Source organism: Sorangiineae bacterium MSr11954 (assembly GCA_037157815.1).
GTDB lineage: Bacteria > Myxococcota_A > Polyangia > Polyangiales > Polyangiaceae > Pendulispora > Pendulispora albinea.
Genome location: CP089984.1, coordinates 2,295,299 through 2,310,306, shown reverse-complemented (window position 1 = coordinate 2,310,306; position 15,008 = coordinate 2,295,299). Strand labels below are relative to the sequence as shown.

Sequence of the window (15,008 nt, the reverse complement as noted above, 5' to 3'; positions counted from 1 at the left end):
TCGATTTCTTCCGACCATCACCTGCCGCCGCACGAGAGGCGCGCTCGCGTTCCCCGGCCGCACGAGAGGCGTGCTCGCGTTCCCCGACGACCGGGAGCCAATCGCCACGTGCCTGGCGCTGCTCTGCGCCGAGGGTTCCCAAGCCGCGCTCGGCGCTGTGGCGGGCCCTCGCGAGCCCCGCAAGCGACGCATGACCTGCTAATCTCGACCCCAACCGCAGGGCAGATCCTCGCGTGGCGACCGTTGCCGTATCGAAGCGTCTGGAAGATCTAGAAGAGAGAATCGGAGAACTCGTGAGCAAGAGCACCAAGGAAAAGGCCGAAATCGAACGTCTCGAGAGTGAAATCCGACACCACAATCGACTGTATTGGGATCTGGCGACCCCCGAAATCTCCGACGTCGATTACGACAAGCTCGTACGCCGCTTGAAAGAGCTCGCCCCCGACGCCCCCGTGCTCTCCGAGATGGGCCCTAGCAAAGACCCCGCCCGCGTCCTCGGCCAAGAGTTCCGCCACAAAGAGCCGATGCTCTCGCTCGACAAATGCTACGAGCCCGCCGAGCTCGAAGAGTGGGCCTCGTCCTTCGACGGCAAGGTGGTGGCCATGCCCAAGTTCGACGGCATCGCCTGCGCGCTGCACTACGAGGGCGGCCGCCTCAAGGTCGCCGCCACCCGCGGCGATGGCCAGGTGGGCGACGACATCACCGTCAACGTCCTCGAGATCAAAGACGTCCCCGCGAAGATCCCGACCAAGGAGACCATCGAGGTGCGGGGCGAGATTTACATGCGCCTCTCCGTCTTTGCCAAGTTCAAGGCCGCCGGCATGGCCAACCCGCGCAACCTCACGGCGGGCGCCATCAAGCAAAAAGACAAGGCCAAATCGGCGGCCTACGAGCTCTCCTTCGCGGCCTACGATCTCATTGGCACCAAGGCCGACTCCCAAGTCACGGAGCTGGAGGAGCTCGTCCGATTCGGCTTTGCGAAGATGGATTACCTGGTGCTCGAGCGCGACCGCATCATGGAGGGCTTCGAAAAGTTCACCGAGTGGCGGCCGAATCTGGACTACGAAATCGACGGCGTCGTTTACAAAGTCGACTCCATCAAAGAGCAGCGCCGATTGGGGCAGACGTCGCACCATCCCCGCTTCGCCATTGCGTACAAGTTCCAGGGCGACTCCGGTATTACGGTGCTCCGCCAGGTGGAGTGGTCGGTGGCGCGCACGGGGGCCATCACCCCGGTGGCCATCGTCGAACCCGTGAACCTCTCGGGGGTCACCGTCACCCGCGCCTCCTTGCACAACGTGGCCTTCATCGGGAGCCTGGGGCTGACCTTGGGCGCGCACGTCACCCTCGTCCGGCGCGGCGGCGTCATTCCCAACTTGGAGAACGTCACCACCCCGGGCACCGAGCCCGTGCCGATCCCCGAGCAATGTCCGAGCTGCGGCTCGCCGGTCGTGCGCGAGCGCGATTTCATCTTTTGCACCACGCCCAATACGTGCAAAGCCGCGGTCATCGGGCAGCTCGCGCACTACGCGGCCACCGTGGGCATGCTCGGCTTCGGCGACGCCATTCTGGAGCACGGCTACAATGCGGGCATCCTCCGCTCCCCCGTCGATTTTTACAAACTCCAATGGGAGGAGATCGCAAAGTTCGAGCGATGCGGCGAGAAGATCGCCAAAAAGCTGGTGGCGGAGGTCGACAAGAAGCGCAATCTGGAGCTCGCGACCTTCCTTCGCGCGCTCGGTATCTCGGAGCTCGGAAAACATGTCTCCGCCATTTTGGCCGATCGATACCGCACCCTCGACCTCGTGCTCGCGGTGACGGAAGAGGAGCTCCTCGAGACGCACAGCATCGGCTCGTCCATCGCGAAGAGCGTGGTCGCCGGCTTGGCCGAGGCCCGCCCGGTCATCGAGGCGCTGCGCGAGCACGTCACCATCGCGGCGCCCGCGCACCAAGACGGCGGCGCCGAGGGCCCGCTCAGCAACATGTCGTTCGTGTTCACCGGCAAGATGGTGGCCTTCTCCCGCAGCGAGGCCGAAAAGCGCGTGCGCGCGCTGGGCGGCGCGGTGCTCAGCAGCGTCACCAAACAACTGACGTATTTGGTGGTGGGCGCGGACAAGAGCGGCCCCAAGTCGACCAAGGAAAAAGCCGCCGAGAAGCTCATTGGACAGGGCGCCACCCTCAAGGTGCTCTCCGAGGACGAGCTCCTGGCGATGTTGGAGAGCGACAAAGCGTCGTAGTCGCAGCGAGCCCGCCTTGCGCGGTGCGGCAGAATGCGCCGCGCGGCGCATTGAATCTGCACGCGCGCCATGGAACATCCACGGTCGCGCTTCAGGACATGCACGCGTGATGTTGAACGAACCCTATCGACTCCCAATCATGGTGGGATGATGGTGGGCTGGTGCTCCGACTCATCCGCCAACGAACCGCGGACCGTGTGTCCCGAACGCCCGCGATCGCGGCGATGTGTGGGCGTGACCGGCACGGCATTAGGGAATTGCCCGTCCCTACAGACATCTTGGACCCATTTCGTCATCGCGTACGATCCATTCCCATTTCGTTTGCGCACGCAGATCGTTAATCCCATGGTGCTTCGATAATTTTCAGCTAGTGTGTCGCCCGCGACGGAAAACGTGCGCACTGACGTGAACCGTGACTCTGAACCCTGACCATGCAGGAGGACGAGATGGACGATCGCTCGATCGGCAGCACGGAAGAAACGCTGGATCCGGAGTCGTGGGAGGAGTTGCGGCAGCTTGGCCATCGCATGGTGGACGACATGTTCTCCTACTTCGAAGACCTGCGAAAAAGGCCCGTTTGGCAGCCGATGCCCGAGGACGTTCGCGCGCGATTCCAAGAGCCGATACCGCTCACCCCGCAAGGTGCGGAAGAGGCGTATACCGACTTCACGAAGCTGATTCTGCCTTACGTTACCGGCAATGCGCATCCACGCTTTTGGGGATGGGTGTGCGGAAATGGCACCGGATTGTCGATGCTGGCCGAAATGCTTGCAGCGGCCATCAATTCCAGCGTCGACGGGTTCGACGACGCGGGGACCTATGTCGAGGCTCAGGTGATCGCATGGTGCAAAACCATGCTGGGATATCGGCCCGAGGCCAGCGGCATCCTCCTGAGCGGATGTTCGATGGCCAACTTCGTGGGCCTGGCCGTGGCCCGCAACAATTTACGGGACGCAGACGTCAAACAGAGGGGGCTGGCCGGGACGAGCCCCTTGATCGTATATGGCTCGACCGAGGCACACTCCTCGATTCAAAAGGCCGTGCAGCTCCTCGGGCTCGGCACCCACGCGCTGTCCCGAATCCCCGTCGACGACGCGCACCGCATCGATGTGCGCGCGCTGGCGTCTGCGATCGAACACGACCGCGCGGCGGGCCGCATCCCGCTGGCCATCATCGGCACGGCGGGCACCGTCAACACGGGCGCCATCGACGACCTTCCTGCCCTGGCCGATCTGGCCGCGCGCCAGCGCATCTGGTTCCACCTCGATGGCGCGTTCGGCGCCTGCGCGGCCCTCTCCCCGGCCTTGCGACCCAAGCTCGCCGGCTTGGAGCGCGCCGATTCAATCGCCTTCGATCTCCACAAGTGGATGTATTTCCCTTACGAGGCCGGCTGCGTCCTGGTCCGCTCGGACGCCGAGCACCGCGCGGCGTTCCGCTACGAGGCAGCCTACATGGCGCCTTCGACCCGGGGCTTGTCGGCCGCGCGATCGCAACCGTTCACCGAGTACGGGCCCCAACTGTCCCGAGGGTTTCGTGCCCTCAAGATCTGGATGGGCATCAAAGAACATGGAATCGACAAATTCCGGCGCCTGATCGAGCAAAACGTGGCGCAGGCCCGCTACCTCGCGGAGTTGGTCACGGCATCCCCGGAGCTGGAGCTGCTGGCGCCCGTATCCCTCAATGTCGTGTGCCTGCGTTACCGGTTCCCGGGCGACGACGATCAGCGCAACACGTTGAACCGCGAGCTGCTCCACCGATTGCAAGAGAGCGGCGCGGCGGTGCCATCGCACACCGTCTTGAATGGACGCTTCGCGCTGCGCGTGTCGATCACCAACCATCGCAGCCGCCGCGAGGACTTCGACTTTCTGGTGCACGAGGTCGAGAAGCTCGGACGCGAGCTCGTGCGCGAGCCCGGACGACAGCCCACGGGGACCCGATGATGCCGCTCGAAAGCAAGCTCGAACGCTTTTTTGCCATCTGGGAGTTCAAGGTCGACTACATCCTGGGCGCCTCGGACGTGGATGGTTATCCGCTCGCCGAGCTTCTCCGTCTGGCCGATGGCGACTCCCTCGATCGCTGGAGCTCCCTCACCCTCGGCTACACCGAAACGGCCGGGCACCCTGCCCTGCGCGCGGAGATTGCGCGCCAGTACGAGACGGCGACCGCCGACGACATCGTGGTGTGCGGCGGCGGCGCCGTCGAGGCCTTGTACCTGTCGATGCACACCCTGGTGGACACCGGCTCGCACCTGGTGGTGGTCTGGCCGGCGTTCGAATCGCTCACCAAAGTCGCGCTCGCGGCCGGCGCCGAGGTGACCTTGGTGCCCCTCTTGGCCGAGGCCGGGTGGGAGCTCGATCTGGACGCGGTGCGGCGGGCCCTGCGCCCGAACACCCGGGCCATCGTGATGAATTATCCGCACAACCCCACCGGCGCGCAGTTGTCCCGCGCGGCATTTCAAACGTTGATCCAGCTCGCTCGGGAGCGGGGAATCCCCATCGTCTCGGACGAGGTGTATCGGTTCATGGAGCTCGATCCGGCGCTGCGCCTGCCGGCGGCCGCGGACTTGGACGAGCGCTCCATCAGCGTCGGCGTCATGTCCAAAGCGTATGGCCTCGCCGGGCTGCGCGTAGGATGGCTCGCCTGCCGCGATCCGGAGCTGCGCCGGCGGATCGTCGCCATGAAGGATTTCACCACCGTTTGTTGCTCCGCGCCCTCGGAGATCCTGGCCTTGATGGCCTTGCGCGCGCGGGAGCAGGTGGTCGCCCGATGCAACCGCATCGTCACGGACAACCTCGCGCACGTCGATGCGTTCTTCCATCGGTGGGAGGGGTTGTTCTCCTGGGTCCGCCCCAAGGGTGGCACCGTGGGATTCCCCCTCTTGAAATCGCCGATTCCAATTGGCGATTTCGTCACGGAGCTGGTCGAGCAAGAGGGTGTCCTGCTGCTGCCGGGGCATGTCTTCGATCACCCGGAGAACCGATTCCGAATCGGCCTGGGGCGCCGCTCGCTGCCCCGCGCGCTCGAGCGCCTCGATGCGTTCGTCAGCCGGCGTTTCGGCTCCAGCGCGCGCTGAATCGTCACCGCGCGCACGGCGCGCTTCCACGAAATAGGAGGAGCTCATGGAATACATCGTTACGAACGGTGAGAGCATTCCCCAAGGCAACCTCGAGGGGGACGTCGACGTCCCCTTGGCGTTCATCGCAGGAAAGGACAAACGACGCGCCTTGCCGCGCGAAATGTTTCAAAGGATGCCCGTCGTGTTCCTCACGAAGTTCTTCTTTGCCCTGGGGATCATCGCCACCGCCACCGCGGCCATCGCCTGGAAGCCGACAGGGCCCGTCATCGCCGTGGCCATCTTGGTCAATGGCCTCATCTTCGCGCACCTGGTCGAATTGCAGCACGAGTGCATGCACAACCATGCCTTCCGCTCCCCAAAACTGAATCGCCTCTTCGGCGTGCTGTGCGGCGTTTTCATGATGAGCTCTCACTCGCACTACCGCTACGATCACCTGCGCCACCATGCTTATTTGGGCACCAAGATCAATATGGAGCACTTCCGATACCGATTTCAGAACCTGAACTCGATCTTCGGGTTCACGCGCGCCTTCTTCGATCCGAGCCGCTTCGGGCGGGTGGCCGGCATCCTCTGGCGCGCGCTCCTGCGCCGGCCCATCCCGGGGATCGAAAAAGAGAAGTACGATCGCGACATCAAGAACGAATATATATTCTACTTCGTCCTTCTGCTGGCCAGCATCGCCTACACGGCATACAGCGGCTCGTGGTTACCGCTGCTGGCCTGGTGGGCTCCGGCGCTGCTGGTCGCCGAAGGCGTGCACTTCCTGATCGAAATGCCCGAACATTTCGGCCTAAACACGCAAACTCAGCAAGACGTATTGTCCAATACGCGCACCATTCGAACGTCGGCCATCGTCACGTGGTTCGTCAATGGCAACAACTTGCACACGGCGCATCACTACCATCACGGTGTGCCCATGTGCAATATCAAGAAGCTGCACGCCATGATGGAAAAGGACATCAAGGTCTTCGAGCCGTCGTATCGATCGCTTTATCGGGCCATCTTGGCCGGTAAAATCAAGCACGCGCCCGACGAAACGTGCATGGAACGGTGATTCGGACTCCCCATCACGCCGCCCGCGCCTTGCGCCAGTTCAGGGCAAGGGACGTGAGGACGCCCGCGAGGAGCGCCCAGAACGCGGCGCCGATGCCGAACAGGGAGACCCCGGACAAGGCCACCAAGAACGTGATGATGGCGGGCTCGCGTTGATGCTCGGTGGACATGGCCGTGTGAAGGCCATTGGCGATGGTCGCGAAGAGCGCGATCCCGGCGACCGCGAAGACCAGCTCTTTGGGAAATACGGTGAAGAGCGCGCCGATGGTGGCGCCGAACACCCCGGAGAGCAGGTAAAAGAGCCCGGCGAACACGCCGGCCATGTAGCGCTTGGACGGATCTTCGTGCGCCTCTTTGCCCATGCAAATGGCGGCCGTGATGGCCGCGAGGTTGAGCGAGCAGCACCCGAACGGCGCGAGGAGCATGTTCAGCACCCCCGTGCTCGTAATGAGCGGCGATATGGGCGTGCGGTATCCGGATGCGCGGATGGCCGCCACGCCGGGGACGTTTTGCGAGGCCATGTTCACCACGAACAAGGGAACACCGATGCCGATGAGCGTGGGCCACGAGAACGAAGGCGCGATGAACACGGGCGTGGCCAGCGCCACGTGAAAGGTCTCGACGTGCATCAGCCCGCGCGCCCACGCCACCGCGCTGCCCGCGATCATCACGCTGATGACGGCGTAGCGAGGCCAGAGCCGTTTTCCGATCACGTACGTGGCCAGCATGGTCAGGACCAAGACGAGCTGCGATTTCATGGCCACGAAGACATCCATCCCAAAGCGCGCGAGGATGCCGGCGAGCATGGCCGAGGCCAGGGGCAACGAAATGCGGCTCAACGCCTTTTCGAACCACCCCGTGACGCCGACCAATGTGGCGAGCGCGCCGGAGAAAAGAAAAATGCCGATGCTCTCCGACATGGGAACGCCGGGGAGGCTCGTCGCCAGAATGGCCGCGCCCGCAGTCGACCAGGCGGTGACCACCGGTGCGCGGTAGCGCAGGGATAGCCCGATGCACGTGAGCCCCGTTCCCATTCCGATGGACCACAACCACGAGCTCGTCTGCTCCGGGGTGGCGCCGGCGGCGGACGCAGCTTGAAAAACGACGGCAATGGAGCTTGTAAAGCCGACGAGGACGGTGATGAAGCCTGCGGCGACGTTGGAGCCGGAGAGCGCGGACGTCGGGGCGGCGGGTGAGGCGAAGGTTCTCATCGATGGTCTCTGCGCCCGTTCTTGGGGTCGCGCGCGCCGAAGTTCGAGGGGTTTCGGCCCTCTCACGAGCGCGCGGGCGGCGTCGTGCGCCGCGCCCTGTCGCGCGGCGCTTCGCCGAACCAGCGGCGGCATGCGTGCGTGAACGCGCTCGGATCGGAGAAACCGGCGTCGAGGGCGGCCCGGGTAATGCTCATATCCGGCCGCGCCAAAAGACGCTCGGCCGCCTCGCGACGGGCGCCATCGAGCAAGGCACGGTAGCTCGTCGCGTGGGCCGAGAGCGCGCGGCGAAGGGTGCGAGGGGTGAGCCCGAGCCGTGCGGCCACGGCGGGCATCGGGCACGCGGCGCCGCTCGCGAGCGCGCGTGCGATCTCGTCGCGCACGCGCGCGAGGAGCGGCCGCTCTCCGCGCGAGGTCAGCTGCGCGAGCTGCTCGTCGGCCTGGGCGCACAACCATCGCCCGAGCGCGGCGTTGGCGCCGGGCGGTGTTCCGTCGAACGGCTCGCGGCGAAAGACGATGCGATCGAAGGGCGCGTCGAACGCGATGGCGGTGGCAAAAAAATCGCGGTGCGCGCGTGTATCGCGCGGCGCGCGGTGCCGAAAGGAGACGGCGATGGGGTCGATGCGCGCGCCGCAGAGCTGGCGCACGCCGGAGAGCGCCTGCGCGAGCGCCGTCTCGTGCGAGAGGCGCACGCCGAGGTTCAGGGGCATCGCGCAAAATCGCCGCACCTCGAGGCGGCGCGCGTCCAGGACGATTTCCCAATGGACGGCGTCGTTCAAGAGGGCATTGTACTTCGCCAACGCGCGCATCCCCGCGAGCGCCGTCGGCGCCGTCATGGCCACGAAGCCGAGGAGCTCCAGATCTTCCAGCCGCGACGCGGCCGCGAGCGATACGGGCAAATCGGGAGCGTCGAGGGTGCGCGCAAGGCGGGCCCACAAGTCGAACATCTGGCTCGCGGGGATGCGCGCGCCCTCGCGCCGCGACGGCTCGCGCGCGGATGGCCCACGATGAAATGGCTCGCAGGGGAAGCCGCGCCCGATGGCCCAGCGGAGGACCCGGTCGGCGTTGCGGGAGGCGATCGTTCCAGAGGTGTCCACGCGGATACGTACGCACGATCCACACCAATGGTTTCGCCCGCGGGGCGCGCATGCCGCAGCCCTCGCACCATGACAACGTGATCGCTACGGCCGGGTGAAGCCGAGGATGGCCCGCCCCGCGACCAAAATCGTGCGATTGGGGGCGCGCGGGGGCGCGTTCGTATGCACCGTAAAACCATCGCGCATGAACGCCGTGCGCACGCGGGTGATGGGCGAAGCGGCGTGCGCCTCTTTGACGAAGTCCATGACGACGGACGGCATGGTGATGGAGTCGCCGCCCAAGGTGGCGCAGAAGATTTCGACGAACCGCTTTTTCGGCGCGGGCATGGCCACCGGCGGCAGCTGGCTGACGTCCGCGTCCGTGGTGGTGAGCCGCACGATGGTGGCGTCGGCCTTTCCGCAGCTGGCGCAGCCGAGGATCACGGGATCGCCGTTCACCGGCACGTTCGTCAGGCGCGCGGTGTTGGCGTCGTCGAGCACGAAGGGATCGCCGGCGGCGAGGGTCGTTTCGGGGAATGCAAACGCGCTCCCCGCGCCGGGCGTGAGCTGGACGGCGACGGCGGATAGCCGCGTCCCGGTCGCCGGCGGGCATACGTAACCTCGCCCGCTCTCGAAGCGGCAATCGAGAGGTCCGCCCTCCACCCCGGAGACGCGCACCGCGCCGTGATCCTCCAGCGCCGGGATTGGCTCCTTCGCGAGATCGTACGACCACGCTTTGCACCCCGTCAGCGCGCCGGGCTGCTCCTCGTAATCGGGCGCGCGCGCCGCGTTGAACAAGATATTGACCGTCAGCGCGCGCCCGGCGGCCGGCACATTGGCAATCGAAATATCCTGAATCGAAATGAGCCCCGTGTGGGTCGCACGCCCCGACGCCCCATCGTCCATACCGACGTCGCGCGGCCCCGCATCGCCCGCGCGCTCGTCGCGCGCTCCCTCCGAGTCGGGACAACCCGCCACACAGCACACCGTCGCCACCACCGCGATCGCACGGCGCAGATGGGAGAAGAAGAAAGCTCGTTCGAAGCTACCGACCATCATATCGACCTCCGCCGGCCGCGCAGAAGGTGCGCAGCCGACGGTCAGCCTGAACGCGCCCGGCCGGGCGACTTGTGCGCCGCGGCCAAAGAGTTGGTCGCTCGTACCGGCCGCGCCTCACGGCGGCGGCGACGATCCCTCGTTCCAACGGAGCACGAGGTACTCGACCGCCCTTCCCTCTTGCACGCACGTGATGGCGCCCGCCACGCGAAACCCCAGGCGCGCCGTGAGCCGGAGGCTGCGTTCATTCCACGATTGGACCACAGCGCGCAACGACGATGCACCAAACCGGCGGCACACGAAGTCCATGACGGCGCCGAGAAAGCCGCCGCCGAGCCCTCGACCCACGAGGTCCGGCCGCATCCCCACGCCGACATCGACCACCCCCGGCTCCTCGGAGAGCCCCGGCACCCGCGCCTCGGCCCCCACGCATGCGAAGCCTACGAGCGCGCCCTCGCCACCGGCATCGACCACCGCGAAGTAGCCATCGCTCGCCTCCAGCGGCCCATCGGTCGGACGTGGGTCGTAGATGCTCCATGGCCCTTCGTACCGCCACTGCGCGATCGCCTCCGCGTCCGCCGGCGTGAGCTCCCGCACCAAAACGCGCAGCGGCGCACGAAAGGCTGTCCCCTCCCTTTGATTTCGATTTATTTCGTTTTCTTTCATTTTGTCCCGAAGATCAACCCCGAATCGTTGCACATCACCTGCGCCACGCCCAATCCGCGTGATCGTCATCCATACCATCACGACCGTCGGTCGCGCGCAGCTCGAGGGTCACGAGACCCGACGTATCGATGTCGAGCGCTGTAGGAGCCTCTCCGCCACCTTGATCTCCCTATGCACAAGCAACCGGTCGTCGCCGTCGATTTGAAACCGTGAATGACGCGTCGCCGCCAATTCTACGCACGCACGTGCTCCACCGAATCGTGTGGATTTCGTAAAAATACGTAAGTAGCATCGAAAGTATTCGAAAGCCACTCGAAGAGGCTCCTGCGCCCACCCTCTTCGCCTAGCCAGGGGAACTACGGACATGACTTTACGAGCACTCGAGAAGAGGTTATCCGCCGTACACCATTTCGTATGGCCGTGCAGCCTTCTCGCGCTGGCCTTGCCGAATGGGGGTTGCTCCTCGCCCGACTCGCCCGCATCACCGACCGAGCCGGCCGGGCCGGAATCGGTCGAGGTGCGAAGCGAAGCGCTTGCCACCACCCTCGGCAACCTCACGGCGTTCAGCCCGAGCGGGAGCACCTTCACTTTGTCGGCGGGCGCCGACAAAGTGCGCATTCGATTCTTGCAGCCCGACGTCTTTCGGATGGAGCTGGCGCCGGGCGGCACCTTCACCGATCCGGTCGCGGGCAAGGTCCTCCAAAGAACCGATTTCGGACAGGTGCCCGTCACCCACGCCGACGCGGGCGACTACTACCGCATCGAGTCCGACGCGCTCGTGCTGCGCGCGTACAAGAAGCCGCTGACATTTGCGCTCTACAAGAAAGACAACGCGACCTTGCTCTGGCGGGAGCAGTCGGGTCTCTCGTGGGACGATCAAGGCACGCAGCAGAAGCTCGTTCGCGGCGCCGACGAGCAATTCTACGGCGGAGGGCTTCGCCTGGGCGCGTGGGCGCTGCGCGATCTCACGGTGCCCATCAAGGTCTTCAACAGCTGGAAAGAGGGCGAGAACGCCAGCCCGGCGCCTTTTTACATGAGCACCGCGGGATATGGAGTGGTGCGCAACACCTGGACGGCCGGATCGTATCAATTCGGCGCCACCGTCAGCACCCGCCACGGCGAGAAGCGATTCGACGCCGTGTACTTCGCGGCCGGTCATCCAAAGGAGGTGCTCGATCGCTACACCGATGTCACGGGCAAACCCTTTCTCGCGCCGCTCTTCGGGTTGGAGATGGGTCACGCCGACTGTTGGAGCACGCACGACACCGATCCCGACAAAGGGCCGGTCAACCGCGCGGGCCACCTTCGAACGCCCGACGTGATCGCCTACGCCCAGGCCGCGCGCGACAACGATATGCCCGGCGGCTGGTTCTTGCCCAACGACGGCTACGGGTGCAACTACGAAGATCTTCCGAGCACCGTGAAATCGCTCCACGATCGCGGCTTCTATACCGGACTATGGACCAGCACCGGCTTGGCCAACGTGGCGTGGGAGGTGGGCACCGCGGGCACCCGCGCCATCAAGACCGATGTGGCGTGGATTGGCCGGGGTTACAAATTCGCGTTCGAAGGGGTGGAGCAAGCGGTCGCCGGCATCGAGAGCAACAGCAACGCGCGCCGCTTCGTGTGGACGGTCGACGGATGGGCGGGCACGCAGCGCAACGCCGTGGTCTGGACCGGGGACACCAAAGGCGATTGGAACGATATGCGCTTTCACGTCCCGGCCCTCGCCGGCGCGGGCCTCTCGGCCCTCAACTACGCCAGCGGCGACGTCGATGGCATTTATTACGGCAGCCCCGACACCTACAGCCGCGATCTTCAGTGGAAGTCGTTTCTCCCCGTGCTCATGAGCATGTCGGGTTGGGGCAATGTCAACCCGGAGAGGGGCTACAACGACAAACAACCCTGGCGCTTCGACGATGCGCACAAGGCCATCCACCGCAAATACCTCAAGCTGCGCCAGCGCCTCTTGCCTTATCTCTACACCATGAGCCGGATCGCGCACGAAACCGGCGTGCCGAGCACGCGCGCCATGGTGCTGGAGTACCCCAACGACCCAAAGGCGCGGGACAACACCACCAGCCAACAATTCATGGCCGGCGATGCCTTCCTGGTGGCACCGGTCACCTCCAACACCGCCACCCGCGATGGCATCTATCTGCCGCAGGGCACGTGGACCGATTATTGGTCGGGCAAGGTGTACGTGGGGCCGGCCACAGTCAACGGCTACGCCGCGCCGCTCGACCGATTGCCGCTCTTCGTGCGGGCCGGCTCGATCGTGCCCATGTGGCCGCAGATGCTGCACCACCGCGAAAAGCCGAAGGACCCGATCACCCTCGATATCTATCCGCCCGCGCAGGCCGGGAGCGCGAGCTTCAGCCTTTACGAGGACGACGGCGTCACCCGCGACTACGCGGCCGGCAGATATGCCAAACAGGCGATTCGGGTCGAGGTGCTCGCCAATGGAACCATGGCGGTGGCCGTCGGCCCCAGCCAAGGCGATTACACGGGCAAACCTACGAGCCGGCGCTACGAGCTCACCATCCATATGAAATCGGCGCCCGCGCGCGTGGTGCTCGACACCACCGCGCTGACCTACCATGCGTCGCGCGCGGCCTACGACGCGGCGAGCGAGGGCTGGTTCTTCGACCCCGCGGATCGATCCGGCGTTCTTTCCATCAAGATCCCGCAACGCTCGCTGAGCACCTCGTTCGGGGTGTCGCTATGAAACGACGGGACTTTCTGGGCGGCGTGCTCGGTGGCTGCGCGACGGCGGTGCTCACCGGAACCACCTCCTGCGCCGGCTCTCCGGAGGGATCGGCGCCGTACGACGGCGAAGGCGCGCAGGCGCTCACGGATTCGCGAAATAGCACCGATGCGGCGCCGCGCACGGGGCTCACCATCGACGGCAACCGTTTTCTGCTCGACGGCAAACCCTTTCGAATCATCAGCGGATCCATTCATTATTTTCGCATTCACCCCGACCAATGGAAGGATCGGCTGAACCGGCTCCGCATGATGGGGCTCAACGCGGTCGACGTTTACGTCCCTTGGAACTTCCACCAGCCCCACCCGAACGTTCCCCCCAGCTTCACGGGTTGGTGCGATCTCCCCAAGTTCCTGCTTGCGGCGCAGGGCCTCGGGCTCCACGTGATCCTTCGCCCTGGGCCGTACATCTGCGCGGAGTGGGATCTCGGCGGTCTTCCGGCGTGGCTGCTGACGGCGGACCGGATGCGGCTGCGCACCTCCGATCCGCGCTTCATGGCGGCCATGGATGCGTGGTTCGGCGAGCTCTTGCCGGTGGTGAGGCCCCTGCAGGCCAAGGCGGGCGGGCCCATCGTCGCGGTGCAGATTGAAAATGAATATGGGAGCTTCGGCGACGACCAAACATACCTGCAGCACATTCGAAAGGTGCTGGTCGACGGCGGGATCGATAGCCTCCTCTTTTGCTCCAACGGCACCTCGGAGGCCATGTTGAAGAACGGGAACATCCCGGGCGTCTTCGCCACCGCCAACTTCGCGGGCGACCCGACCGGCCCCTTCGCCGATCTTCGTCGCTTTCAACCTTCGGGCCCGCTGTTCTGCACCGAGTATTGGGACGGCTGGTTCGATCACTGGGGCGAAGGCCACCACACCACCGATCCCGCGACCACCGCCGCGAACGTGGACAAGATGCTCGCCATGGGCGCGTCGGTGAATCTGTACATGGCCGCGGGCAGCACCAACTTCGGCTTTTGGGCGGGCGCCAATCATGGTGATTCGTACCAATCGACGGTCACCAGCTACGATTACCACTCCCCCGTGGGCGAGGCCGGCGAGCTGACGGAGAAGTTCACCCGGCTGCGCCAAGTCATCGGCAAATACACCACCTTGCCGGCCGGCCCGCTCCCTGCGCTACCCCCGCGCCTCGCGCCGCAAACGGTGAATGTCGATGGCATGGTCGGCTTGGTCGAGTCCTTTGGGAGCCTGACCACCCCGGTCGCGCGCACCAAGCCCGTCCCCATGGAGCAGCTCGGTCAATCCTACGGGATGATTCATTATCGAACAACCCTCCGCGGCCCGCGACCATCGGCCAAGCTCACCATCCGGGATCTGGGCGATTGGGCGTTCGTCTACCTCGACGGCAAGCACGTGGCGCGGCTCGATCGCAATACGCCGTCGATCGGGGCCAACATCACGGTCAACGGCGCCTCCAGCCAGCTCGATTTGTTGGTCGATTGCAACGGGCGCATCAACTTCGGCTCCCGCATCTTCGATCCCAAGGGCATCGGCGGGGACGTGCTCCTCGGAAACGAGGCGCTCACCGGATGGGAAATCCGCCCTCTGCCCCTCGACGATCTGCGCGGGCTCACGTTTCGCGCCGTGGGCGGCCCCGCGCCTCAGGGCGGGACCTTTTATCGCGCACGAATGAACATCACGGCCCCGGCCGATGGCTTTTTGGCCTTTCCAGGCTGGGGCAAAGGGCTCGTTTGGTTGAATGGATTTCTGCTCGGCCGCTATTGGGATCGCGGGCCTCAGCGCACCTCGTATGCCCCCGCCCCGCTCTGGCGCGCGGGGAGCAATACGCTCCATCTGCTCGAGCTCCATGAATCCGGCACCCAAATCGAGCTTCGCAACAAGCCCGATCTCGGCTGAT

General features: G+C 65.2%; 10 protein-coding genes. 6 read left to right on the top strand and 4 right to left on the bottom strand.

The genetic code is table 11. The annotated features are described in order from the left end of the window. The first annotated feature begins 293 nt into the window (after positions 1–293). From ligA to LZC94_09450, 4 genes are all read left to right on the top strand, one after another. Complete coding sequence (gene ligA / locus LZC94_09465; GenBank protein ID WXB17493.1) at positions 294–2,237, top strand: NAD-dependent DNA ligase LigA; 1,944 nt, start codon at positions 294–296, stop codon at positions 2,235–2,237. Between the two features lie 446 nt (positions 2,238–2,683). Beyond that, positions 2,684–4,177 (top strand): pyridoxal-dependent decarboxylase, encoded by a 1,494-nt coding sequence (locus LZC94_09460; GenBank protein ID WXB17492.1) that lies wholly within the window; start codon positions 2,684–2,686, stop codon positions 4,175–4,177. Then, positions 4,174–5,310, top strand: coding sequence for an aminotransferase class I/II-fold pyridoxal phosphate-dependent enzyme (locus LZC94_09455; GenBank protein WXB17491.1), 1,137 nt, complete (start codon positions 4,174–4,176; stop codon positions 5,308–5,310). Before LZC94_09460 ends, LZC94_09455 begins: the two co-directional genes overlap by 4 nt. A gap of 46 nt (positions 5,311–5,356) precedes the next feature. Beyond that, entirely contained in the window at positions 5,357–6,367 is a 1,011-nt protein-coding gene (locus tag LZC94_09450; GenBank protein ID WXB17490.1) for a fatty acid desaturase, read from the top strand. A gap of 13 nt (positions 6,368–6,380) precedes the next feature. On the opposite strand, the gene LZC94_09445 is transcribed toward LZC94_09450, so the two are convergent. From LZC94_09445 to LZC94_09430, 4 genes are all read right to left on the bottom strand, one after another. Then, positions 6,381–7,577: a benzoate/H(+) symporter BenE family transporter gene (locus tag LZC94_09445; protein ID WXB17489.1), complete on the bottom strand. Its 1,197-nt coding sequence runs from the start codon at positions 7,575–7,577 to the stop codon at positions 6,381–6,383. Between the two features lie 62 nt (positions 7,578–7,639). Then, positions 7,640–8,671, bottom strand: coding sequence for an AraC family transcriptional regulator (locus tag LZC94_09440; GenBank protein ID WXB17488.1), 1,032 nt, complete (start codon positions 8,669–8,671; stop codon positions 7,640–7,642). Between the two features lie 84 nt (positions 8,672–8,755). Next, positions 8,756–9,709: a hypothetical protein gene (locus LZC94_09435; protein ID WXB17487.1), complete on the bottom strand. Its 954-nt coding sequence runs from the start codon at positions 9,707–9,709 to the stop codon at positions 8,756–8,758. A gap of 114 nt (positions 9,710–9,823) precedes the next feature. Continuing rightward, positions 9,824–10,372, bottom strand: a complete 549-nt coding sequence (locus tag LZC94_09430) for a GNAT family N-acetyltransferase (protein ID WXB17486.1) — start codon at positions 10,370–10,372, stop codon at positions 9,824–9,826. 364 nt (positions 10,373–10,736) lie between these two features. Here LZC94_09430 and LZC94_09425 point away from each other — a divergent pair, with 364 nt between their 5' ends. Next, positions 10,737–13,100, top strand: a complete 2,364-nt coding sequence (locus tag LZC94_09425) for a DUF5110 domain-containing protein (protein WXB17485.1) — start codon at positions 10,737–10,739, stop codon at positions 13,098–13,100. Continuing rightward, on the top strand, positions 13,097–15,007 hold the full coding sequence (locus tag LZC94_09420; GenBank protein ID WXB17484.1) for a beta-galactosidase: 1,911 nt from the start codon (positions 13,097–13,099) through the stop codon (positions 15,005–15,007). The genes LZC94_09425 and LZC94_09420 overlap by 4 nt, the downstream gene beginning before the upstream one ends. Position 15,008 lies beyond the last annotated feature (1 nt).